Genomic DNA, 21,663 nt, shown 5'->3' on the forward strand with positions numbered 1-21,663 from the left:
CTTGCATCAGCCGGATTTGTGCAGGCTCAATCGCGCCGCAACGAGCCGACCGGCCACCTGATCGCGCGCAAACTGCTCGGCGGCACGGCCACTGCGATGACCCCGGCTGCGCGACCAGAGCAGTGCCGCCTGTTCGACCTCACCGTTCCACTGCAATGCCAGCCCATGCTCGGCCGCCAGCCGCTCGCACCAGTGGCGGGCACAGTCGAGATACTGCGTCTGATCGAAGGGGTAGAACGACAGCCAGAGCCCAAAGCGATCTGAAAGCGAGATCTTCTCTTCGCTGCTCTCGCTCTCGTGCAGCAGTTCACCAACCATGCGCGCCGCACGGTTGTCATCCATGTATTCAGGCAGCAGATGGCGCCGGTTGGAGGTGGCATAGATCAGCACCTGCTCGCTGGCACTGTCGAGCGAGCCATCCAGCACACTCTTCAGCACCTTGTAGGCCGGATCACCTTCGGCAAAGGAGAGGTCGTCGCAATAGATGATGAAGCGGTGCGTGCTGTCGCGCAGTTGCGCGATGATCAGCGGCAAATCGCACAGGTGGCTCCTCTCCACCTCGACCATGCGCAGGCCCTGCCCGGCGCAGTCGTGCAGCAGCGCCCGCACCAGCGAGGATTTGCCGGTGCCGCGCGACCCCCACAGCAGCGCATGGTTGGCTGGCAGACCGGCCAGAAAGTGGCGGGTGTTGGCCAGCAGCGTCGCCTTCTGCCGCTCCACCCCCAACAGGTCGTCGAGTCGCATCGTCCGTGTCTTGAGCGGGGCCAGCACACCACCGCCACTGCCAACCAGCCAGTGCGCGGCCAGGGTCTGGCTCCAGTCGATTGCGGCCGGCGGGCGCGGGGTCAGCCGCTCCAGCGCCTCGGCGATGCGGGTCAGCGTCGGCAGCAGCAGTGCGGCATCTCTTTCCATCAGCTTGGCGTCACCTTGAAGTGGTAGCGGGCCACCGCAATCGGCCGGTCGGCATCCTCCTGCCACGCCTTGACCGCGACATTGGCGATGCGTCGCCCCTGCTTGGTGACCTGGCACTGGGCGTAGGTTTCGAGCGCGCGCCCGGAGCGCAGGTAGTCGATGTTGCCATCGATCGGCTTGGGCATGGTGGTCGACTCCATCGCCCACAGCAGATGCAGGGTCGCGGCATTCTCCAGCAGGCCGGCGATGACCCCGCCATGGATCGCCGGCAGCTTGACGTTGCCGACGTTGTCCCACTGGTAAGGCAGCACGAAGCGCAGCGATGCCGCGTCGGGCTGCTCGATGCGAATGCCCAGCAGTTTGGCATAGGGGATCAGTTCATTGACCTCGCCATAGTCGCCAGTCCGGCGTGCCTCGGCAAAAATCTGCGGCAGATTCATCGGCTCGGCTCCATCGTCGAGTTGGCGATACTGCTGGATGAGCGCATGAAGGTGGAGACGCTGTGCGCGATCGGATCACCCGGCTGGTGGTAGACCTCGGCCCGCACGAAGGCCACGCTGCGGGTCAGCTTGTAGCACTCGGCACGGCAGAACAGATCCTGCTCCGGCTGTGGTGGCTTCAGGTAATCGATGCGCAGGTCGAGGGTGGCGATGGTCTCGGGCGCGGGCACCGCACAGAAGACCGCCTTGCCGCTGGCACTGTCGACCAGTGACAGCACCGCACCACCATGCACGGTGCGGCTCACCGGATTGCCGATCAACCGGTCGCTGTAGGGCAGCCGCAAAATCGCCACATCACGCTCGATCGAGACGATCTCCAGCCCCAATACCGCCGAATGGGGAATGCGAGTCAGCGAATCCTCCACCGTCGCCTTGTAGTAGCGCGGATCATCGATCAGATAACCCCTGCCCTGCCCGTCGCTCTGCGCACTGTCAGACATCCGCCCTTGACCTCTTTTGCTCGGTGAAGCGCCTGATCCAGAACTGCTGGCCGGCGCGTGACAAGCGCGCAATTCTAACCCGGATTGCCTAGGTGCTCCGCGTGAAAACAGCGCCTGCTCGATCGGTGAGCGGCTATTGGGGCGGCAACCCCTGAAAGCTTTGCAACGGCTCGCCCGCATCGTTCAGCAATTCGAAGCGGTGGGCGATGCGGTCGGCGGTGAAGGCGAGCGACAGCCGATGCAGCACCGACTCGGCCACCGGCCGCTCTGCCTCGATCTGACCCGAGAAGTGGTAATCAGGCCCGGGCTGTGCCGCCATGTCGATCTGTACTCCACGGATGCGCGACACCAGCACATGCGGCCCCTGCGGCGAGCGCAGAATGGCAATCGCCAGACCACTCATGTCGATCGGCGTCAGCAGATCCATCAACGGCCGGTGCAGGGTGAACTGACCGGTGAAACGATAGACCATCGGAACCCCCTCCATCACAGCACTCTGCTCTTGCGGTAGGCCAACTGGATGATGCGTGCATCATGGCTCGCCCGGTGGCGGTCGAGCCGCAGCTCGACCATCGCCTGCTGCTTCATGCCAGACCAGGCCGCCGCCTGGGCATCGCTCAGCAACGCACGAATCGACTCCAGCACAAAGCGCTGCTTCACCCCGGCACTGTCGAACAGCAGTGCCAGCCAGGCCATGTCCTGCCCCCAGGCATCGGTGTAGACCTTGCTGCCCTGCAAATGGTGGTTCAACGCATCGGCCACCTCGGGCAACGCCCGCCCGTGGCGCAGCAGCGTCGCGCGGTCGATGCGGTGAATCCGTTCGGCAGTGGCATCCCAGTGGCCCCAATCAGGCAGTGGCCGCAGCAGATAGCAGTGGGCCCGGCCTGTGGGCAGGACGAATCCAATTTCGATCGGATAGCTGCCGGCACCAAAACCGGACGCCTCGACATCGATGATGCAGGGCAGCGGTGCCATGTCCGGCGCCGCGACATCTCCGACCATCGGATGCACCGATCTCATCAGCAGCAGCCGCTCTTGCCGGCAACGCCATCATAGGCATCGAACCAGTGGTCGAGATCGAGCATCAGCTCGCGCTCGGCCGCCAGATGCAGCGCTTTGCGACTGTCGATCACCCAGGGGCCACTGCGCACCACCCGCAACCAGGCGCGCTGGCCCGGCGCCAGCTGCCGTTCGCGGTCACCGTCGAAAGCCAGCAGCGCCGGCCCGGTCACCTCGATCGGCTCGCCCAGCGGCACCGGGCGCGAATCGGCGACATGGACGGTGCGGATCAGTCCGGGCGAGAAGGGGGCACGCAGCAATCGCCCGCCCTGCGCATGGGTGCAGAAGTTGACCGTCACGCCGAACTCATCCTCCGCGCCACAGGGGTGCAGCAGCCCGCCGAGCGGCGAGATGCCCACCGAGGCCGGTTCGGCCCGCGCCAGCACGATGGTGCGCAGCTTGTCGCTGGCGAAGGGGGCGAGATTGCCGAGTGAGTCGTTCTGCAGCAGCACCGCGTCGATCAGCGCCAGATCGCCGGCCTCGCCCTCGATCTCGACCTCGACCACCTTGGCGCGCTCGGCACACTCCGCCAACGTGATGCCGCCCGAGGCGACCAGACCGGCGGCCATGCCGGCCAGGGTCGGCTCCTGCATGGTGGGAAAGACGTTGTTGGTGCCGGTCGAGACCGCCACCATCGGCGCTTCGCGCCACGCCTTGGTCACCACCCGGTGCGTGCCATCGCCACCCAGCACCAGCAGCGCCACCGCACCGCGCTCGCGCATCGCCTCGACGGCGCGCGTGGTGTCGATCGACTTGTGCAGGATCGGCGTCTCGATGCGCTCGAACTCCACGGCGAAATCGAGCTGCTCCACCGCACCGGTGGCCAGCCGCCGCGGCTCATAGGGCACCAGAATGCGGCGCGCACCGGCCGCGATCGCCCCCACCACCGCCCGGGCGATCTGGTTGCGCTTGGCCTCGTGGCTGACGGTGTCGGCCCGGGCGGCCAGCCGGCGGTAATCCCGCCCCGACATCGGATTGACGATGATGCCGACGGCGGGTGCGGCGGATGTTGAACTCATGCGGAGAATCCTGAACAGGGGTTGCGGGCGTTTCCCAGCCGAAGCTGGGCATGACGGCACCATGATAAAAGATTGATCGCGACACTCCACCCCGGGTGATGGCGACTGTTGACATGGATCATCCAGCAGAAGCGGGCTTTGCGGTAGGCTGCACGTTGTATTCACCGCCACGACCGGATACCCACGATGCACTCGCACGAACTGCTGTTCGACCCGGAACTGATCAACCGCTACGACCGGCCCGGACCGCGTTACACCTCCTACCCCACCGCGACCCAGTTCCACAGTGGTTTCACCGCGGCCGACCACAGCCGTCACGCACGCAACGCCGCGGCGCTGACCCCGGCGCTGTCGCTCTATGTCCACCTGCCCTACTGCAGCACCATCTGCTACTACTGCGCCTGCAACAAGATCGTCACCAAGGACCGCAGCCGCGCCCAACCCTACCTCGACCGGCTCCAGCGCGAATTGGCGATGCAGGCCGAACTGGTGGCCGGCACCCAGGTCGAGCAGCTCCATTGGGGCGGCGGCACACCCACCTTCATCACGCCGGCGCAGATCAGCGCGCTGATGCAGGCGATCGATCGCCACTTCACGCTGAGCCAGGCGGCGACCCGGGAGTTCTCGATCGAGATCGATCCGCGCGAGGCGCCGCCTGCCACCATTGATCTGCTGCGCCAGCTCGGCTTCAACCGCCTGAGCCTCGGCGTGCAGGATTTCGACCCGCGGGTGCAGCAGGCGGTCAACCGCATCCAGCCCGAGGCGATCACCCGTCGCGCCATCGACGCCGCCCGCACCGCCGGCTTCGACTCGCTCAGCATCGACCTGATCTACGGCCTGCCGCGCCAGAGCGTCGCCTCCTTCGCCACCACCCTCGACACCCTGATCGACATCGCGCCCGACCGGGTGTCGCTGTTCAACTACGCCCACATGCCGGAGCTGTTCAAGCAGCAGCGCGGCATCAACGCGCTGGAGCTGCCAGCGCCAGCCGAGAAGCTGGCCATCCTGCGACTCGCCATCGAGCGGCTGACCGATGCCGGCTATGTCTACATCGGCATGGACCACTTCGCCAAGGCCGACAACGCACTGACCCGGGCGCAGCAGCGCGGCGACCTCTACCGCAACTTTCAGGGCTACTCGACCCATGCCCACTGCAATCTGCTGGGCCTCGGCATCAGCGCGATCAGCATGCTCGGCAGCAGCTACAGCCAGAACTGCCGCAGCGAAGCCGAGTACTTTTCCGCGATCGATCAGGGCCGGTTGCCGCTCTTTCGCGGCGTCGAACTCGATGCGGACGACCTGCTGCGCCGCGCGGTCATCACCGCCCTGATCTGCCACTTCCAGCTCGACATCGCCACCGTCGAGCGCGACCACCGCATCGACTTCAGCAGCTATTTCAACAGCGAGATCAAGGCACTGAAGCCGATGATCGAGGATGAGCTGCTGGAGCTCGATGCGCGAAAAATCACCATCAAACCGCGCGGCAAGTTGCTGATTCGCAACATCTGCATGGTGTTCGACCGCTATCTGGCGCAGCAGAGCGTCGAGCAGCGCTTCTCCCGCACCATTTGAGGAGTGCGCTGCGACAGCGGCAAGGCTGCACCGTCTTCGCCCACGGCTGCTATCCTTTGCTGCATCCTGCCTCTCGATTCGGCTCGATGGGGCTTTTTGACGCAGCCGGCCAGCGGCCTGATCGACTGATGGCGATCGGCAGGAAGCGCCCTTGAACTTCGAACCCAAGCCCACCATGCTGAATGCAGCCTCCGTCCCGGAGCTCCACGGTTACCGCCTTGGCTACCGTGCCGACATCGAGGGGTTGCGCGCGGTCGCGGTGATGCTGGTGGTGGCCGCGCATGCCGGCCTGCCCTGGCTGCAGGGCGGCTTCATCGGCGTGGATGTCTTCTTCGTGCTCTCGGGTTACCTGATCACCGGTCTGCTGGTGCAGGAGATCGACCGCACTGGCCGAATCGCTCTGCTCGATTTCTATGCGCGGCGCCTGCGCCGCCTGCTGCCCGCACTGCTGCTCATGCTGTGCGGCAGCAGTCTGCTGGCCATCCTGCTGCTGGGCCCTTCCGAGCAGCCGGGACAGGCCAAGGCGGCAGTGGCCGCCTCGCTCTGGCTCAGCAACCTGCACTTCAACTCGGCCCAGCTCGACTATTTCGGCACCGGCGCCGAGAGCAGCCTCTTTCTGCACACCTGGTCATTGGGGGTCGAGGAGCAGTTCTATCTGGCATGGCCTCTGTGGGTGCTGTTTCTGCTCGGCAGCTGGTCATGGCAGGGCGGTCATCGCAACTGGCAGCGGCTGCGTGGCGGCATGTTGGCCACGATGCTGCTCTGCCTGGCGCTGTCGATCTTTCTGACCTATGTGCAGCCGACCAAGGGCTTTTATCTGATGCCCTCGCGGGCCTGGCAGTTCGCGCTGGGTGCAATCACCCTGCTCACCTTCTCCAGAACGGCAGGCTCAGCACAGAGCCTGACTGCACCTGGATCGGACTTTCTTGCGCGCAGGGTGGCCGGCTGGCTCGGTCTGCTGCTGGTGCTGGGCAGCGGACTGTTCCTCGACCGGCACCACGCCTACCCCGGCGGCTGGGCCCTGCTGCCATCGATCGGAACCGCACTGATACTGGCCGCCGACACCCAGACCACCGCGGCCCTCGGCGTGAGCAGACTGCTGTCGCTGCCGCCGCTGCAACGGTTTGGAGAGCTCTCCTACTCCTGGTATCTGTGGCATTGGCCGGCGCTGCTGCTCGGCGCCACCGTGGCCATCGCCGGGCGGCCAGCGCACCCCATGACCTGGGTGATACTCAGTCTCGCACTGGCCTACCTCAGCCATCGCTGGGTGGAATCCCCACTGCGGCACAGCAGGCTCATCGCCGCTCGACCGCTGACCACCGTGCTGGGCTCGGCCGTGCTGATGGGCGGCACGGTGCTGCTGGGAAACCTGTGGCAAAGCAAGGCGGTCGACTGGATGGGCGCACCGTCGCAGCAGCCCTACGTCGCCGTGCGTTCCAACCTGCCAGCGCTCTATGCAGTGCCCGACTGCGACGAGTGGTACCGCTCTGCCCAGGTGCGTGTCTGCGCATTCGGGAATGCGCAGGGCAAACAGACCGTGCTGCTGCTCGGCGACAGCGTGACGGTGCAGTGGTTCCCCGCCGTCATGCGCACCTATGCCGAGCAAGGCTGGCGCGTCCTGGTCCTCACCAAATCGGCCTGCCCGATGGTCGATGAAGGCTACTTCTATCCACGCATCGGCAGGCACTACATCGAGTGCGAACAGTGGCGCGCAGCCGCACTGGCAGCGGCGAACAGCCTGCGCCCCGAGGTAATCGTGACCGGATCGACCACGACCTACCCCTTCACCGAAGCCCAATGGAGAGAGGGCTCGCGACGCACGCTGGGCGCGCTGTCGGCCGCTGCCGAACAGGTGTTCGTTCTGCGCGCCACACCTGCCCTGCCATTTGACGGTCCAGACTGTCTGGCCCGCCATGCCTGGCGCAGTCCGCTGCTGCCTGCCCCGCCGGCGTGCAGTGCACCGGCCAGCAACAGCCACGACGACGCCATCTTCGCCTGGGTCAGCCAGGCCACAGGCGCCTACCCGAATGTACGGATGCTCGACCTCAATGCCCTGATCTGTCCAGCGCAACTGTGCGAGGCGGCACGGGAAGGACGGATCGTGTTTCGCGATACAAGGCACATCACCGCCAGTTACATCGACAGTGTCGGTGACGCCTTTGCACAGCGGATCAACGAAGCCGAATCCCACACTGCGGCGGCACATTGATCCGAACTGCCCGATCGCGGTCACCACGCGTCTGCCGGGTCACCCGCTGCCAACAGAGCGCTGCCGAATTTCTGCTGTCGCCCCTTCCACAACCACCCGGCTGCGCACTACACTGCGAGCGTCATCACGCCTACTTCACCGGGGGATCCCCATGGAACAGCGCCGATGTGAGCAGGAGAAGGTCCATTTCGACTCGATGGACCATCCGATGAGAACAGTGCAGGACATCGCCACCCGCCATCCACAGCTGAGCCTGATTGACGCCAAGCGTTACACGGCGCTGCTGTTTGGCTACCGCTCCTGGGGATCGCTGGCCGAAGAGACGCTGCGCCACGACGCCCCGCCTTCTCCCCTTGATCATGAGTTGCCGAAGGAGCGCCTGCGAACCCGCGTCTTCAACCGCATCCAGCGGCTGCGGCGCGAGACCGATCTGCGACCTCAGCCACTGTTGAGCATCGCGCTCAGCCTGCAGCCACGGGTGAAGATGGTGGTGAAGGACATGCAGAAGTCGCTCTGGCTGCGCGACTTCGATGAACTGATGGAGGCGTTTCGCGAAGTGTTCCCAATTCGCGACAATGCCTCGATCCAGGACATCTTTGCCGCCTTCGACCGCTATCAACTGCAACTCAGCGCCGGTCGTGTCGACACCAGTTTTGAACAGAGCGCTGTCCAGTCGTCGGCAAAATCTTCTGAAACCCAGCCATGAAGGCTGCGGAGTCAATGTTGCGCGGCAACAGCGCGGTCAGGGGCAGCTCAGTGCGGTGTCGTTCGGCCCGTGGACCCGGACGCGTCCACCACTGTTGTAGATCAGTCCGCGCGCCTGCAGGACATCGGCGCGGCGCGGGCAGACCGTGAAGGTGCCACCGATTCCGGCCATGGTGCCGCTGGCCTGATAGCTGAGGCGGTTGGAGGGATTGGCCGACAGCCGCACCGTCGCCTCCGGCATCGCTTCATGCTGACGAATCAGCTCTTCGCCGGCATCGAGCAGTTGATTCTCGTTCGGATCACTGAACAGTGTCCAGCCGCTCTCCCAGCCCACCACCGGCGGACCGGCACTGCAGTTGGCGCAACGCAGCGTCACCGAATTGCCGCGGCGCACCGCCTCGCTGCGGGCCAGCGCCAGGTCGCGCTGCAAATCCTGCTGAATCTTGCCCACCTCGCTGCGCTCGACGCTGCCCCGCCAGCTCGGCACGCCCATCACCAGCAGCGTCAGCAGCAGCCCCACCACCAGCAGCAGTTCGATCAGCGTGAAGCCGCCGGCAGTCGCGATACGCTGCCGGGGAGTCATGGCGGAGTCCCCTGCGCTTCCTGCCACTTCAGCTCGCGCGGCAGTGAAAAGACCACCTCCTCGCTGCGCCCGGCACGCTCTTCGACACTGTCGGCCCCCAGCGCCAGCAGCCGGTCGATCAGTTGTCGCACCAGCACGTCGGGCGCCGAGGCGCCGGCGGTGACCCCGACCTTGCGGCACCCCCGCAACCAGTCCGGTTGCAGCGCGCCGGCGTTCTCGATCAGGTAGGCGGCCACCCCCATGCGTTGCGCCAACTCCTGCAAACGGTTGGAGTTGGAGCTGTTGGGCGAACCGATCACCAGCAGCAGGTCGACCTCCTGCGCCAGTGCCCGCACCGCATCCTGCCGGTTCTGGGTGGCGTAGCAGATGTCCTCCTTGCGCGGTCCGCCAATCAGCGGATAACGCGCCCGCAGCGCAGCGACGATGCGGGCGGTGTCATCGAGCGACAGCGTGGTCTGGGTCGCATAGGCAAGCCGTGCCGGATCGCGCACCTGCAGCCGTTCGACATCCGCCAAAGATTCGACCAGATGAATGGCGCCGCCCAAGGTCAGATCATACTGCCCCATGGTGCCCTCCACCTCGGGGTGGCCGGCATGACCGATCAGCACACAGTCGATGCCGCGCTGGCTCAGACGGGCCACCTCCATGTGCACCTTGGTCACCAGTGGACAGGTGGCATCGAACAGCCGCAGCCGGCGCGCTTCGGCCGCCTGTCGCACCGCCCGCGACACGCCATGGGCGCTGAAGATGGCGGTGGCGCCTTCAGGAATCTCCTCGACCTCTTCGACGAAGATTGCCCCACGTTCGCGCAGAGTGTCGACGACATGACGGTTGTGCACCACCTCATGGCGAACATAGATCGGCGTGCCGAACAGATCGAGCGCCCGGTTGACGATCTCGATCGCCCGGTCGACACCGGCACAGAAGCCGCGCGGGTTGGCCAGCAGCACTTTCACTGCCGCCCCTCCTCTGCCTGACCATTGTCGACCGACAGGATCTCCACCTCGAACAGCAGTGTCATGCCGGCCAGCGGGTGGTTGAAATCGATGCAGACCCGATCGGCCTCGACCGCCAGCACCACTCCGGGCAGTTCACCGCCGCCAGGGTCGGCGAACGAGATCACCACGCCCTGTTCCAGCGTCAGATCGGCGCTGAAACGGTCACGGTTGAACCATTGCCGATTGGCTGGATTGACCACGCCAAAGCCCTGCTCGGGCGCCACCTGAAAGCTGCGCCGATCACCGGCCACCAGTCCCAGCAGACAGGTTTCGAAATAACCAGGGAGCGCGCCGTCTCCCTGCACCAGCTCGGCACCGGGACCACCAAAGTTGGAGTCGATCAGCTCGCCCTCTGCCGTCGCCAGCGAAAAGCAGAGCCTGACCCGGCTGCCGGCGCCGATGGCCTCACTGCCCATGGTTGGCCGCTCGCGACGAAGGGGTGGCGCAGAACAGAGTTTCAAGAATCAGCATGGTGGCCCCTGCGGTGATGGCACTGTCGGCCACATTGAACACCGGAAATGCGTGCGCTTCATAATGGAAAAGCAAAAAATCGATGACGTAGCCCAGCGTCAGCCGGTCCCACAGGTTCCCCAGCGCGCCGCCCAGAATCAGCAGCAGCGCGATGCGCTGCCAGTGGGCCGAACGTGGCAGACGCAGCAGCCAGAGCAGAATCGCGCCACTGATCACACCGCCCACGGCGATGAAGAACCCCTGCTGCCAGCCGCCGGCGTCATGCAGAAAGCTGAAGGCGGCCCCTTCATTGCGGGCATGTATCAGCGAGAAGAAAGACAGGATCGGCCGCGGTTGATAGAGCGCGAAATTGGCGACGATCCACGCTTTGCTCCACTGATCGATGGCAACGACCAGCAGCGCCAGCGGCAGCCAGCAGAGCATCCGCAGCAGGTAAGCCGGCTGGATGCGCGCCTCAGGCATGGTGCCGTGCCTCACCCGGACCCTCGACATTGTCGACGCAGCGGCCGCACAACTCGGGATGGGCCGCGATGGTTCCCACCTCGGGCCGATGGTGCCAGCAGCGCACGCACTTGGTGTGCGGCGAGCGCGCCACCTCGATCCAGAGTCCGGGCAGCTCGCTCTCGACCGCCGGCACCGGCGCGGCATCGCTCGACAGCGGCAGCAGTTCGACGGCCGAGGTGATCAGCACGAAACGCAGTTCGTCGCCCAGGCGGGCCAGATGCACGCGCAGCGGCTCGGCCAGATGCAGCCGCAGCTCGGCCTCCAGACTGCCGCCGATGCGACCCTCGCTGCGGGCACGCTCCAGTTCGCGGTTGACCGCCTCCTTGACCCGCATGATGCGCTGCCAGTCATCGAAGCTGAATGGATCCTGCAGCCGCTCCAGCTCCGGCAGCCGGTACCACTGCTCCAGAAACACCGAGGGTGACCGGCTGCCCGGCAGATGTTGCCAGATCTCCTCGGCGGTGAAGCTGAGGATCGGCGCCAGCCAGCGCACCATCGCTTCGATCACATGGTAGTGGGCGCTCTGGGTCGAGCGTTGCGGCAGCGAGTCGGCCGGCGTGGTGTATTTGCGGTCCTTGATGATGTCGAGGTAGAAGCCACCCAGGTCGGTGACGCAGAAGTTGTGCAATTTCTGGTAGATCAGATGGAACTGAAAGCTGTCGTAGGCAGCGATCAGCTCCTCCTGCAATGCCAGCGCGCGCCGCACCACCCAGCGGTCGATCGCCACCATCTCGGCCACCGGCACCCGATGCTGCGCCGGGTCGAAGCCATCGAGGTTGGCCAGCAGGTAGCGGGCGGTGTTGCGAATGCGGCGGTAGGAGTCGGCGGTGCGGTTGAGGATCTCATCCGAGACCGTCATCTCGCCCCGGTAGTCGGTGGCGGCGACCCACAGCCGCAGCACATCGGCACCCAGCGTCTGGATCACCTGCTGCGGCGCCACCACATTGCCCAGCGACTTGGACATCTTGCGGCCACTGGCATCGACGGTGAAGCCGTGGGTCAGCAGCCCGCGATAGGGCGGCGCGCCAGTCGCGGCCACTGCCGCCAGCAGCGAGGACTGGAACCAGCCACGGTGCTGGTCGGAGCCTTCGAGATAGAGGTCGGCCGGCAACCCCAGCTCGGCACGCCGCTCCAGCACCGCCGCCCAGGAGACCCCGGAATCGAACCAGACATCGAGGGTGTCGCTGATCTTGCCGTAGTCGTCGGCCTCGTCGCCCAACAGGGTGCGCGGTTCGAGCTCGAACCAGCCATCGATGCCTTCACGCTCGACGATCAGCGCCACCTGCTCGATCAGCTCGGCGGTGCGTGGATGGAGCTCACCGGTGGTGCGATGGATGAAGAGCGGAATCGGCACCCCCCAGGCGCGCTGGCGGGAGACACACCAGTCGGGCCGGCCGTTCAACATCGCGCTCATCCGCGCGCGGCCCCAGGCCGGTTCGAACAGCACCCCTTCGAGCGCAGCCTCGGCGGCATCGAGCAGCCCCTGCTGCTGCATGGCGATGAACCACTGCGGGGTGGCGCGAAAGATCACCGGCGTCTTGTGCCGCCAGCAGTGCGGATAGCTGTGGTTCAGCGGCCGGTTGGCCAGCAGCCGGCCGCGCTCGCTCAGCAGCGTGATCACCTGTTCGTTGGCGGCAAAGACATTGAGGCCGGCCAGAAACTCGGTGTCCGCCTTGAAACAACCGCGGTCATCGACCGGATTCAGCACTTCGAGCCCATACTTCAGGCCGACCTGATAATCCTCCAGACCGTGTCCCGGGGCGGTGTGCACCGCACCGGTCCCGGCTTCGGCCGTGACATGTTCACCCAGGATCACCGGCACCTGGCGCGCCAGGAACGGATGCAGCAGCCACTGCCCTTCGAGGTCGCTGCCCAGCGTGCGACCGATGATGCGGTAGTGCTCGATGCCGGCGCGGGCCATCACCGCGGCCACCAGCGGCTCGGCCAGCACCCAGCGCTCCGGACCCTGCGGCCCCGATGCAGTCACCAGCAGATAGTCGAGCCGTGGATTGAGTGCGACCGCCTGGTTGGCCGGCAGCGTCCAGGGTGTCGTGGTCCAGATCACCACCGAGACCGGGCCGCGCCCGGGCTCCTCGGTCAGTTCCCGGAACGCACCCAGAAAGCGCTCCTCTTCGGCCACGACGAAGCGGACATCGATCGCCGGCGAGCGCTGCTCCTGATACTCCACCTCGGCCTCGGCCAGCGCCGAACCGCAGTCGATGCACCAGTGCACCGGCTTGAAGCCGCGCAGCAGGTGGCCACGGTCGATGATGCGCCCCAGCGTGCGGATGATGTCAGCCTCGAACCGGGGTGCCATCGTCAGGTAGGGATCGTCCCAGTCACCCAGCACGCCGAGGCGGATGAAATCCTGTCGCTGCCGGTCGATCTGCTTGCTGGCATAGTCACGGCAGGCAGCCCGAAATGCCCGCGCCGACACCTTGTGTCCGGCCTTGCCGACCTTTTTTTCGACATTGAGCTCGATCGGCAGCCCGTGGCAGTCCCACCCCGGCACATAGGGCGCATCGAATCCGCTCAACCCCTTGGCCTTGACGATGATGTCCTTCAGCACCTTGTTGACCGCGTGACCAAGGTGAATCTCGCCATTGGCATAGGGCGGGCCATCGTGCAGCAGGTAGCGTGGACGGCCGGCGCTGGCCTGGCGGATCTGCCGATAGAGCTGCTGCGTCTGCCACTGCTTGAGCAGTTGCGGTTCACGCTGCGCCAGGTTCGCCTTCATCGGAAAGCTGGTCTTCGGCAGGTTGAGGGTCTCTTTGTAGCTACTCATGAACCGAATCGATACTCCTGAAACAACAGTGGACGGCCGTCTGCGATCTCATGGGCGCAGCATGGCGGTGTCGAAGTGGTGGCGGGCCGCGGCCACATCGGCGGCAATCGCCGCCGTCAGCGCGGCAAGGTCGGCAAACTTGCGCTCCGCCCGCAGATGCTTGCGAAAGGTCACCGTCAGTCTGCGGCCATAGAGCCGGCCGTCGTAATCGAGTAGATGGACCTCGAGCAGCGGTTGCAAACCACCCACCGTCGGCCGCATGCCGACGTTGGCGACCCCGGGATGCTGCACACCCTCCAACTCCACCTCGACGGCGAAGACGCCGTTGAGGGCGGGACGGCGCCCCCGCAAGGAGAGGTTGGCGGTGGGAAAACCGAGCTGTCGTGCCAGCTTCTGCCCTTCGATGACCCGACCACAGAACGCATAGGGTCGCCCCAGCAGGAGCTCGGCCTCATCCAGATCGGCCTCGCCCAGCCGTTCGCGGATGCGGCTGCTGCTGATGCGCTGCTGCAGCGCCACCACGGTGTCGGTGTTGGCAACGGTGAAACCAAAGCGTTCCCCCGCGACACAGAGTGCGTGGTAGTCGCCCTGGCGCTGATGGCCAAAGCGGAAATCATCGCCGACGATCAGATGGCGCACGCCAACGCCATCGACCAGCAGCCGGTCGATGAACTCATCCACCGCCATGCCGCTGAGGTGACGGTTGAAGCGCAGGCAGAGCACCCGATCGATCCCCTGCTGTCGCAGCAGTGCCATCTTGTGGGCAAAGGGGGTCAGTCGCGGCGGCGCCTGATTCCCGGCAAAGAACTCCTGTGGTTGCGGCTCAAAGGTGATCACCATCGACGGCAAGTCCAACTCGGCCGCGCGCAGTCGCAGAGCGTGCAGGATCTGCTGATGGCCGCAGTGCACACCATCGAAATTGCCGATGGTGGCCACGCAGCCGCGATGCCGTGGCCTCAGGTTGTGCATTCCGCGAATCAGCTCCATGACGCCTCTCGAACCCTGGCCGCTGGCCTGTCGTGATCGACCATCAAAAGTGGCCGATTATAGCGCAACATCACGGCCCGCCCCGTGCGGCCACCGCACGCCTCAGGAGTGCCGACAGTGTCGACCTGATCAGCGGTTCGCCCAGCAGCAGCAATGCCAGCAGATAGCCGGTGAATCCACCGATGCACAGCAGCGTCACCCGCTCGACCCGCTGCCAGACGCCCCAGGCGGCCCACACCGAAGCTTCGGGCGACAGCCACCACAGCAGCGCACCCATCAACAGATTGGCCAGCGCGATGCGCAACACGAAGGGCAGCCAGCCCGTCGCCAGCCGATAGATCCGTCCGGTCAGCAGGCCCCGCAGCAGCAGTCCGGCGTTGAGCCAGCCGCTCAGGGCGGTCGCGAGCGCGAGCCCGGCATGCTGCAACGGCCAGATCAGCAGCAGGTTGAGCAGCATGTTGGCCACCATCGCGATGATGCCGATGCGTACCGGTGTGCGGGTGTCCTGCCGGGCAAAGTAGCCGGTCGCCACCACCTTGATCGACATGAAGGCAATGAGACCCAACGCATAGAACTTCAGGCTGAACGCGCTCTTTTCGACATCGCGCAATCCCATTTCGCCATACTGGAAAAAGGTGAAGATCAGCGGCTCGGCCAGCAGCACCAGCGCCACGGTCGCCGGCAGACCGATCAAAAGTACGCCGCGCAATCCCCAGTCGAGCGTGGCGGAGAAGGCCTCGATCTCCTGCCGTGCCGCGCGGCGTGACAGCACCGGCAGGATCACGGTCGCGATGGCGATGCCGATCACCCCCAGCGGCAGCTCCACCAGGCGGTCGGAGTAGTAGAGCCAGGAGACGCTGCCCGTCTCCAGAAACGAGGCGAGGATGGTGTCGAGCAGCAGATTGATCTGACTCACCGAGACCCCGAAGATCGCAGGCGTCATCAACCGGCCGATCCGCCGCACCCCCGCATGGCGCCAGTCGAGCCGCGGCCGCGGCAGCAGCCCCAGCCGGAGCAGAAACGGAAACTGGAACAGCAGCTGCACCAAGCCAGCCGCCAGCACCCCCCAGGCCAATGCGTGGACCGGCACATCGAGCCGCGGCGCCAGCCAGAGTGCCGCCGCGATCATGGTCAGGTTCAGAAAGATCGGCGTGACCGCCGGCACGGCAAAACGGCCGAAACTGTTCAGCACACTGCCACAGAACGCCGTCAATGAAATGAAGAACAGATAGGGAAAGGTGATGCGCAGCATCTCGGTGGTGAGCGCCATCTTGGCGCCATCCTGCTGAAAACCCGGTGCAAAAAGCAGGGTCAGCAGCGGCGCACCCACCACCGCCAGCAGCGTCACCAGCATCAGCGCCAGCGTCAGCATGCCGGCGGTCTTGTCGATCAGTTCTCGCGTCTGCTCCAGCGAGCGCTGGGTGCGGTACTCGCTCAGAACCGGCACGAAGGCCTGGGCAAAGGCACCCTCGGCAAAGAGCCGACGCAGAAAATTGGGGATCTTGAAGGCCACGAAAAAGGCATCGGCCCCGGCGCTGGAGCCCACCATCCGCGCCACGACGATGTCGCGCACCATGCCCAGAATGCGCGACAGCAGGGTCATCAGCGCCACCACCGCGCTCGATTTCAGCAGGGCTGTGCTGCGCCGCTCGGCCTGATCCATCTTTGTTCCAATTGAGAAGCAAGTTGCCTAGAATGGTGCGCGACTTCGATCGTCCTCAAGCGCAGAGCACAACCGCCGTTGTCCGCCGTTCCTGCATGGAACGACACGCAATGCAACACTGGCCCACGACCACCACGCGCTGGAGCATGGTCCGGCCACTGCCGACTGCCAGCAGCGACCTCGCAACGAGGCGAAACAAGCCAATAAAAAGATTCAATCGTAACACAGGAGAGACTCGACCATGACTATCAGCTTTGAAGGCAAAGTCGCCATCGTCACCGGCGCCGGCAACGGCCTGGGCCGGCAACATGCACTGGAACTGGCGCGCCGTGGCGCCAAGGTGGTGGTAAACGATCTGGGCGGCGCCGTGGATGGCAGCGGTGGCTCCAGCAAGGCGGCCGAGGCGGTCGTTGCCGAGATCCGCGCCTTTGGCGGCACCGCCATCGCCAATGGCGGTTCGGTCTCCGACAAGGCCGGCGCCAAGAGCATGGTCGATGATGCCGTCAAACACTTCGGCACCGTGCACATCCTGATCAACAATGCCGGCATCCTGCGCGACAAAAGCTTCTCGAACATGACCTTCGACGATTTCGAGGCCGTCATCAACGTTCACCTGCTGGGTGCCGTCTATGTCACCAAGTACTGCTGGGAGATCATGAAGGAGCAGAAGTATGGCCGCATCCTGATGACCACCTCCGGCTCCGGACTGTTCGGCAACTTCGGCCAGACCAACTACAGCGCCGCCAAACTGGGCATGGTCGGCTTCATGAACACCCTGCGCCTCGAAGGAGCCAAGCACAACGTCTACACCAACTCGCTGGCACCGGCCGCACTCACCCGCATGACCGAAAACCTGCTGCCCGGCGAAGTGGCGCAAGGGCTGGCCCCCGAACTGGTCACCCCGGGCGCACTCTTCATGGTCTCTGACCAAGCCCCCAACGGCGTCATCATTCAGGCGCAGGGCGGCTCATTTGGCGTTGCGGCGATTCTGCAGAACGACAAGGTGAGCCTCGGCGACCATCCGACGGTCGAAGACGTGGCTGCCAACTGGGAGCGGATCAGCGATCTCTCCAAGGTCGGCACCCGCACCGAAAAACTGGTCAGCCAGCCACCGAAGAAGTGATCCGCCGCCGTCGGGCGCGTTTGCGCACCCCGATCCGGCAACCAGACGCAAAACCCGGCCCGCTTACGCGGCCGGGTTTTTTTCGTGCCTATCGACAAAGCCCCGCACCGCGCTTAGAGTCGATATCCCGTGCAGTCTGTTACGCATGGTGTCCTGACCACAACCCAGGAGGCACCGATATGGAGGTCATCCATCAAGCCGAACACGAACGCTTCGTCGTTCAGGTGGGCGAGTTCGAAGCCCTGCTCGAATACCATCTGCTGCCCCGACAGGGTGTGGTCAATTTCCACCACACCTTCGTGCCACCACAGATACGCGGTCGTGGCATTGCCGAAAAACTGGTGCGCACCGGCCTGGCCTGGGCGCGGACGCAGCAGCTCAAAATCGAGGCGAGCTGCTCCTATGTGCGGAAATTCCTGCGCTGACCGTGCTTGGCCTCAACCGCCGGTCCAATTGACAGCGCCAGGCTCGATCTGGATAATGCGCGCCTGTTTTACCTCAATGCTCAGAGGAGCCATTCGTGCCTAACATTGCTTCCGCCAAGAAACGTACCCGTCAAGCGGAAAAAAACCGTCAAAACAACGTCAGCCTTCGCTCAAAAGTCCGCACCTACATCAAGACAGCGGCAAACCAGATCGAAGCGGGTGATGTCGAGAAGGCACAACAGGCATTTCAGCGCGCTGTTCCGATCATCGACAGCATGGTCAACAAAGGCATCATCCACAAGAACAAGGCCGCACGCCATAAAAGCCGCCTGAGCGCCAAGATCAAGGCCCTCGCACTGGCCGCAAAGTGACGGCGTAAGCACCGCCGAGCCATGCAATAAAAAACCGGCCAAGGCCGGTTTTTTATTGCCCGCAGAAAACGCCTCTCTACAGCAACACCAGATTGTCCCGATGAATCAGTTCGGGCTCGCCCATGTAGCCGATGAGTTCAGCAATGCGTCCACTGGGCTGCCCGATCAGCTTGACCGCCTCTTCATGGCCATAGTTGACCAGACCGCGCGCGACTGACCTGCCGGCCTCATCACTGCAAACCACCATCTCGCCGCGAGAGAAAGTCCCGGAGATCGCCTTCACGCCGACCGGCAGCAGGCTCTTGCCGCACTCTCGCAGCATGCGCACTGCCCCGGCATCGATGGTGATGTCACCGCGGGTCTGCAAGTGGGCCGCAAGCCACTGCTTGCGCGCAGCCAGCGGATCCTGCTCCGGCAGCAACAGAGTGCCCAACGGCTCGCCCTCGTGAAGTCGTAGAATGACATGTGGCAGCCTCCCACCGGCGATCAGGGTCATGGCACCGGAACGGGCGGCCAGCCGCGCCGCCTGCACCTTGGTCACCATGCCACCTCGCCCCAGCGCCGTGCCGCTGCCGCCGGCAATCTCCAGCAGATGGGGGTCGGTCGCCAGCGCGCCATGAATCACCTCGGCATCGGGTTGGCGTCGGGGATCGGCCTGATAGAGCGCATCCTGATCGGTCAGGATCAGCAGCATCTCAGCACCGACCAGATTGGTCACCAGCGCACCGAGGGTGTCATTGTCGCCAAAGCGAATCTCATCGGTGACCACGGTGTCGTTCTCATTCACCACCGGAATGACGCCAAGGCGCAGCAGCTCTTTCAGGGTGGCCCGGGCATTGAGGTAGCGCTTGCGATCGGAGAGGTCATCGTGGGTGAGCAGAATCTGCGCCGTATGCAGCCCAAACCGGTGAAAGTAGGTCTCGTAGGCCTGAACCAGTCCCATCTGGCCCACCGCGGCAGCCGCCTGCAGCTCATGGATCAGTTGCGGGCGCTGCTTGAGACCCAGCCGCAACATCCCCTCGGCCACCGCGCCGGAAGAGACCAGCACCACTTCGACGCCTCGACGACGCAGTTCGACAACCTGCGCCACCCAGGCCGACATCGCTTCGGTGTCGAGCCCCCGGCCATTGGCCGTCAGCAGCGCGCTGCCAATCTTGATGACCCAGCGGCGCGTCGAACGCAGTGTCGCCCGCGCAGCAACAAATTCGCCGACAGACACCGCACCGCGCTTCGAGTCGCGACTATCTGACATAGAAAACCTCAGCCTCCTCGTCATCCTCATCTTCATCTTCATCTTCATCGTCAGGCAGCAACTGCTGGCTGGCTCGCCAGTCACGAACCCGCTTGCGTGCCTCCTCTTCCATGCGTCGGAGGGTTTCGAGTTCGCGTTGCCGGGCTTCGGAGTCTTCCGCCTCCTCCTGATTCACCTGATCAAGGTACTCCTGCAACTGCTGGCACAGCAATTCGGTGCCCTGGTGGGCCAGCGCGGAGATCAGATGGAGCGGCCCCTCCCATGGCAGCTCGGCGCGCATGCGCTGCACCAGTTGCTCAACCTCTTCGATCGGCAGCAGATCGATCTTGTTGAGCACCAGCCAGCGTGGCCGTGCCGCCAGGGTCGGACTGAATTGCTCCAGCTCATCGATGATCACCCGCGCGGCATCAACCGGGTCGGAGTGATCCAGTGGCGCCACATCGACCAGATGCAACAGCAGGCGGGTGCGGGTCAGGTGTCGCAGAAAGCGGAATCCCAGACCAGCGTCTTGCGAAGCCCCTTCGATCAAGCCAGGGACGTCAGCCACCACGAAACTGCGATGCGGCTCGATGCTGACCACCCCGAGGTTGGGAATCAGAGTGGTGAAGGGATAATCGGCCACCTTGGGACGCGCCGCCGAGACCGCGCGAATGAAGGTCGATTTTCCAGCATTGGGCAGGCCGAGCAGACCGACATCGGCCATCAGTTTCAGTTCGAGACGCAGCTGCCGTCGCTCACCGGCTCCGCCACTGGTGGTCTTGCGCGGTGCGCGGTTGACACTCGATTTGAAACGGGTGTTGCCAAGGCCACGGTGCCCACCCGCGGCCACCAGCAGCCGATCGCCAGCCTGCACCAGATCACCGATCGGCTGTTCGCTGTCGACATCGATCACGGTGGTTCCCACCGGTACCTTCAGAATCAGATCGGCACCATTGTGCCCGGTGCAGTTGGCGCCACGCCCATTCTCGCCATGCCCAGCCCGATAGCGCGGCTGATAGCGAAAATCGACCAGCGTATTGCAGTTGGCATCGGCCTCGAGATAGATGCTGCCACCCGCGCCGCCATCGCCACCGTCCGGCCCCCCACGCTCGATGTATTTCTCGCGGCGAAAACTGAGACAGCCATTGCCGCCGTTTCCCGCCTCGACCCAGATCGTGGCTTCATCGACGAATTTCACGGTGGCAACTCCTGCACAGGGATGCGATGGTCAGCATTACGGTATGCAAAGCCCGAACTATACCGCAAGCATGCGGTGAGCAAGCGTCCTGACGGAGGTGCAGAAAAAAATTCAGCGGCCCACGGATGGGTACACCAGATGGCCGACGACAGGGGGCGGGCATTTCATCCATCAACAAAAAGGCCCCGGATCACTGGGACCGGAGCCTTTTGACTGACAGGTGTCAGACTGGAACGATGTTGACGTAACGGCGCTGCTTGGGTCCTTTCACTTCAAACTGGACTCGACCCTCGGCCTTGGCGAACAAGGTGTGGTCGGTGCCACAGCCGACATTCGCGCCTGGGTGAAATGCCGTACCGCGCTGACGGACGATGATGCTGCCCGCCTTGGCCAGTTGCCCGCCATAGAGCTTGACGCCCAGGCGTTTGGATTCCGAATCGCGTCCATTGCGGGTACTGCCGCCCGCCTTCTTGTGTGCCATGACTCGCTACCTCTGAATGATGGGTTGTAACGGGTTCGATCAGGCCTTGACGACCGCACCGATCGCCATGATCTTGACCTCGGTGTACCACTGCCGATGTCCAGCCTGCTTCATGTGGTGCTTGCGGCGACGGAACTTGATGATCTTGATCTTTTTCAGCCGCCCATGGCCGATGACTTCGGCAGTGATGTTGCTGTCCGTCAGGTAAGGCGCGCCAACCTTGACATCACTGCCCTCACCCACCAGCAACACCCGATCGAATTCGACCGACTCACCGGGCGCCTGCTCGATCTTCTCGAGCCTGATCCGGTCTCCCAGCTTGGCCCGATGCTGCTTGCCGCCACTTTCGAATACCACGTACATGTTCTTCGCCACTCCCCGCTTATTCTTTCGACCACAACAGAGGACGAGCAGAAATTTGCCGAGC

General features: G+C 64.4%; 23 protein-coding genes. 6 read left to right on the plus strand and 17 right to left on the minus strand.

Annotation, left to right across the window (positions count from 1 at the left end):
• Positions 1-6: 6 nt before the first annotated feature.
• From H7A13_11270 to H7A13_11295, 6 genes are all read right to left on the minus strand, one after another.
• The gene (locus H7A13_11270; GenBank protein MCP5333916.1) at positions 7-912 is read right to left on the minus strand and encodes an ATP-binding protein; all 906 of its coding nucleotides are present in this window, start codon (positions 910-912) and stop codon (positions 7-9) included.
• A complete protein-coding gene (locus H7A13_11275) occupies positions 912-1,352 on the minus strand; it encodes a PaaI family thioesterase (protein MCP5333917.1) in 441 nt (146 codons plus the stop codon). Before H7A13_11275 ends, H7A13_11270 begins: the two co-directional genes overlap by 1 nt.
• Positions 1,349-1,852 carry a PaaI family thioesterase gene (locus H7A13_11280; GenBank protein ID MCP5333918.1) on the minus strand — a complete coding sequence of 168 codons (504 nt, stop codon included), beginning with the start codon at positions 1,850-1,852 and terminating at the stop codon, positions 1,349-1,351. The genes H7A13_11275 and H7A13_11280 overlap by 4 nt, the downstream gene beginning before the upstream one ends.
• A 133-nt stretch (positions 1,853-1,985) precedes the next feature.
• The gene (locus H7A13_11285; GenBank protein ID MCP5333919.1) at positions 1,986-2,324 is read right to left on the minus strand and encodes a hypothetical protein; all 339 of its coding nucleotides are present in this window, start codon (positions 2,322-2,324) and stop codon (positions 1,986-1,988) included.
• 14 nt (positions 2,325-2,338) lie between these two features.
• Positions 2,339-2,827: a hypothetical protein gene (locus H7A13_11290; GenBank protein ID MCP5333920.1), complete on the minus strand. Its 489-nt coding sequence runs from the start codon at positions 2,825-2,827 to the stop codon at positions 2,339-2,341.
• Between the two features lie 44 nt (positions 2,828-2,871).
• The gene (locus H7A13_11295; GenBank protein ID MCP5333921.1) at positions 2,872-3,930 is read right to left on the minus strand and encodes an NAD(+)/NADH kinase; all 1,059 of its coding nucleotides are present in this window, start codon (positions 3,928-3,930) and stop codon (positions 2,872-2,874) included.
• Positions 3,931-4,116: 186 nt separating this feature from the next.
• On the opposite strand from H7A13_11295, the gene hemN reads away from it, so the two are divergent.
• The 3 genes from hemN to H7A13_11310 all read left to right on the plus strand — a co-directional run bounded on the left by hemN (position 4,117) and on the right by H7A13_11310 (position 8,417).
• The gene (gene hemN / locus H7A13_11300) at positions 4,117-5,502 is read left to right on the plus strand and encodes an oxygen-independent coproporphyrinogen III oxidase (GenBank protein MCP5333922.1); all 1,386 of its coding nucleotides are present in this window, start codon (positions 4,117-4,119) and stop codon (positions 5,500-5,502) included.
• Between the two features lie 175 nt (positions 5,503-5,677).
• Entirely contained in the window at positions 5,678-7,711 is a 2,034-nt protein-coding gene (locus H7A13_11305) for an acyltransferase (GenBank protein ID MCP5333923.1), read from the plus strand.
• 208 nt (positions 7,712-7,919) lie between these two features.
• Entirely contained in the window at positions 7,920-8,417 is a 498-nt protein-coding gene (locus H7A13_11310) for a hypothetical protein (protein MCP5333924.1), read from the plus strand.
• Between the two features lie 36 nt (positions 8,418-8,453).
• On the opposite strand, the gene H7A13_11315 is transcribed toward H7A13_11310, so the two are convergent.
• The 7 genes from H7A13_11315 to murJ form a co-directional block, all read right to left on the minus strand.
• On the minus strand, positions 8,454-8,999 hold the full coding sequence (locus H7A13_11315) for a GspH/FimT family protein (GenBank protein MCP5333925.1): 546 nt from the start codon (positions 8,997-8,999) through the stop codon (positions 8,454-8,456).
• On the minus strand, positions 8,996-9,955 hold the full coding sequence (gene ispH / locus H7A13_11320; GenBank protein ID MCP5333926.1) for a 4-hydroxy-3-methylbut-2-enyl diphosphate reductase: 960 nt from the start codon (positions 9,953-9,955) through the stop codon (positions 8,996-8,998). The genes H7A13_11315 and ispH overlap by 4 nt, the downstream gene beginning before the upstream one ends.
• A complete protein-coding gene (locus H7A13_11325; protein MCP5333927.1) occupies positions 9,952-10,413 on the minus strand; it encodes a peptidylprolyl isomerase in 462 nt (153 codons plus the stop codon). The genes ispH and H7A13_11325 overlap by 4 nt, the downstream gene beginning before the upstream one ends.
• The gene (lspA, locus tag H7A13_11330; protein MCP5333928.1) at positions 10,403-10,930 is read right to left on the minus strand and encodes a signal peptidase II; all 528 of its coding nucleotides are present in this window, start codon (positions 10,928-10,930) and stop codon (positions 10,403-10,405) included. The genes H7A13_11325 and lspA overlap by 11 nt, the downstream gene beginning before the upstream one ends.
• On the minus strand, positions 10,923-13,757 hold the full coding sequence (ileS, locus tag H7A13_11335) for an isoleucine--tRNA ligase (GenBank protein MCP5333929.1): 2,835 nt from the start codon (positions 13,755-13,757) through the stop codon (positions 10,923-10,925). Before ileS ends, lspA begins: the two co-directional genes overlap by 8 nt.
• A 48-nt stretch (positions 13,758-13,805) precedes the next feature.
• Entirely contained in the window at positions 13,806-14,744 is a 939-nt protein-coding gene (ribF, locus tag H7A13_11340; GenBank protein ID MCP5333930.1) for a bifunctional riboflavin kinase/FAD synthetase, read from the minus strand.
• 70 nt (positions 14,745-14,814) lie between these two features.
• On the minus strand, positions 14,815-16,407 hold the full coding sequence (gene murJ, locus H7A13_11345; protein ID MCP5333931.1) for a murein biosynthesis integral membrane protein MurJ: 1,593 nt from the start codon (positions 16,405-16,407) through the stop codon (positions 14,815-14,817).
• Between the two features lie 241 nt (positions 16,408-16,648).
• Between murJ and H7A13_11350 the strand changes: the two genes are divergently transcribed.
• The 3 genes from H7A13_11350 (at position 16,649) to rpsT (ending at position 18,326) form a co-directional block, all read left to right on the plus strand.
• Positions 16,649-17,530, plus strand: a complete 882-nt coding sequence (locus tag H7A13_11350) for an SDR family NAD(P)-dependent oxidoreductase (GenBank protein ID MCP5333932.1) — start codon at positions 16,649-16,651, stop codon at positions 17,528-17,530.
• A 179-nt stretch (positions 17,531-17,709) separates the two neighbouring features.
• Positions 17,710-17,955, plus strand: coding sequence for an N-acetyltransferase (locus H7A13_11355; GenBank protein ID MCP5333933.1), 246 nt, complete (start codon positions 17,710-17,712; stop codon positions 17,953-17,955).
• 95 nt (positions 17,956-18,050) lie between these two features.
• Complete coding sequence (gene rpsT / locus H7A13_11360; protein ID MCP5333934.1) at positions 18,051-18,326, plus strand: 30S ribosomal protein S20; 276 nt, start codon at positions 18,051-18,053, stop codon at positions 18,324-18,326.
• Between the two features lie 76 nt (positions 18,327-18,402).
• On the opposite strand, the gene H7A13_11365 is transcribed toward rpsT, so the two are convergent.
• The 4 genes from H7A13_11365 to rplU all read right to left on the minus strand — a co-directional run bounded on the left by H7A13_11365 (position 18,403) and on the right by rplU (position 21,599).
• Complete coding sequence (locus H7A13_11365) at positions 18,403-19,578, minus strand: glutamate 5-kinase (protein MCP5333935.1); 1,176 nt, start codon at positions 19,576-19,578, stop codon at positions 18,403-18,405.
• Positions 19,568-20,755, minus strand: a complete 1,188-nt coding sequence (obgE, locus tag H7A13_11370; protein MCP5333936.1) for a GTPase ObgE — start codon at positions 20,753-20,755, stop codon at positions 19,568-19,570. The genes H7A13_11365 and obgE overlap by 11 nt, the downstream gene beginning before the upstream one ends.
• Positions 20,756-20,978: 223 nt before the next feature.
• On the minus strand, positions 20,979-21,236 hold the full coding sequence (rpmA, locus tag H7A13_11375) for a 50S ribosomal protein L27 (GenBank protein ID MCP5333937.1): 258 nt from the start codon (positions 21,234-21,236) through the stop codon (positions 20,979-20,981).
• Positions 21,237-21,275: 39 nt separating this feature from the next.
• A complete protein-coding gene (gene rplU, locus H7A13_11380) occupies positions 21,276-21,599 on the minus strand; it encodes a 50S ribosomal protein L21 (GenBank protein MCP5333938.1) in 324 nt (107 codons plus the stop codon).
• Between the last annotated feature and the right edge of the window lie 64 nt (positions 21,600-21,663).

It is taken from the genome of Pseudomonadales bacterium, from assembly GCA_024234215.1.
In the GTDB taxonomy this organism is placed as follows: domain Bacteria; phylum Pseudomonadota; class Gammaproteobacteria; order Pseudomonadales; family UBA5862; genus JACKOQ01.

Bases quoted from the DNA above. Each gene is read 5' to 3' on its own strand.
- H7A13_11270 (MCP5333916.1), bottom strand. From the start codon at position 912: ATGGAAAGAGATGCCGCACTGCTGCTGCCGACGCTGACCCGCATCGCC.
- H7A13_11275 (MCP5333917.1), bottom strand. From the start codon at position 1,352: ATGAATCTGCCGCAGATTTTTGCCGAGGCACGCCGGACTGGCGACTAT.
- H7A13_11280 (MCP5333918.1), bottom strand. From the start codon at position 1,852: ATGTCTGACAGTGCGCAGAGCGACGGGCAGGGCAGGGGTTATCTGATC.
- H7A13_11285 (MCP5333919.1), bottom strand. From the start codon at position 2,324: ATGGTCTATCGTTTCACCGGTCAGTTCACCCTGCACCGGCCGTTGATG.
- H7A13_11290 (MCP5333920.1), bottom strand. From the start codon at position 2,827: ATGGCACCGCTGCCCTGCATCATCGATGTCGAGGCGTCCGGTTTTGGT.
- H7A13_11295 (MCP5333921.1), bottom strand. From the start codon at position 3,930: ATGAGTTCAACATCCGCCGCACCCGCCGTCGGCATCATCGTCAATCCG.
- hemN (MCP5333922.1), top strand. From the start codon at position 4,117: ATGCACTCGCACGAACTGCTGTTCGACCCGGAACTGATCAACCGCTAC.
- H7A13_11305 (MCP5333923.1), top strand. From the start codon at position 5,678: ATGCTGAATGCAGCCTCCGTCCCGGAGCTCCACGGTTACCGCCTTGGC.
- H7A13_11310 (MCP5333924.1), top strand. From the start codon at position 7,920: ATGAGAACAGTGCAGGACATCGCCACCCGCCATCCACAGCTGAGCCTG.
- H7A13_11315 (MCP5333925.1), bottom strand. From the start codon at position 8,999: ATGACTCCCCGGCAGCGTATCGCGACTGCCGGCGGCTTCACGCTGATC.
- H7A13_11325 (MCP5333927.1), bottom strand. From the start codon at position 10,413: ATGGGCAGTGAGGCCATCGGCGCCGGCAGCCGGGTCAGGCTCTGCTTT.
- lspA (MCP5333928.1), bottom strand. From the start codon at position 10,930: ATGCCTGAGGCGCGCATCCAGCCGGCTTACCTGCTGCGGATGCTCTGC.
- ileS (MCP5333929.1), bottom strand. From the start codon at position 13,757: ATGAGTAGCTACAAAGAGACCCTCAACCTGCCGAAGACCAGCTTTCCG.
- ribF (MCP5333930.1), bottom strand. From the start codon at position 14,744: ATGGAGCTGATTCGCGGAATGCACAACCTGAGGCCACGGCATCGCGGC.
- murJ (MCP5333931.1), bottom strand. From the start codon at position 16,407: ATGGATCAGGCCGAGCGGCGCAGCACAGCCCTGCTGAAATCGAGCGCG.
- H7A13_11350 (MCP5333932.1), top strand. From the start codon at position 16,649: ATGACTATCAGCTTTGAAGGCAAAGTCGCCATCGTCACCGGCGCCGGC.
- H7A13_11355 (MCP5333933.1), top strand. From the start codon at position 17,710: ATGGAGGTCATCCATCAAGCCGAACACGAACGCTTCGTCGTTCAGGTG.
- H7A13_11365 (MCP5333935.1), bottom strand. From the start codon at position 19,578: ATGTCAGATAGTCGCGACTCGAAGCGCGGTGCGGTGTCTGTCGGCGAA.
- rpmA (MCP5333937.1), bottom strand. From the start codon at position 21,236: ATGGCACACAAGAAGGCGGGCGGCAGTACCCGCAATGGACGCGATTCG.
- rplU (MCP5333938.1), bottom strand. From the start codon at position 21,599: ATGTACGTGGTATTCGAAAGTGGCGGCAAGCAGCATCGGGCCAAGCTG.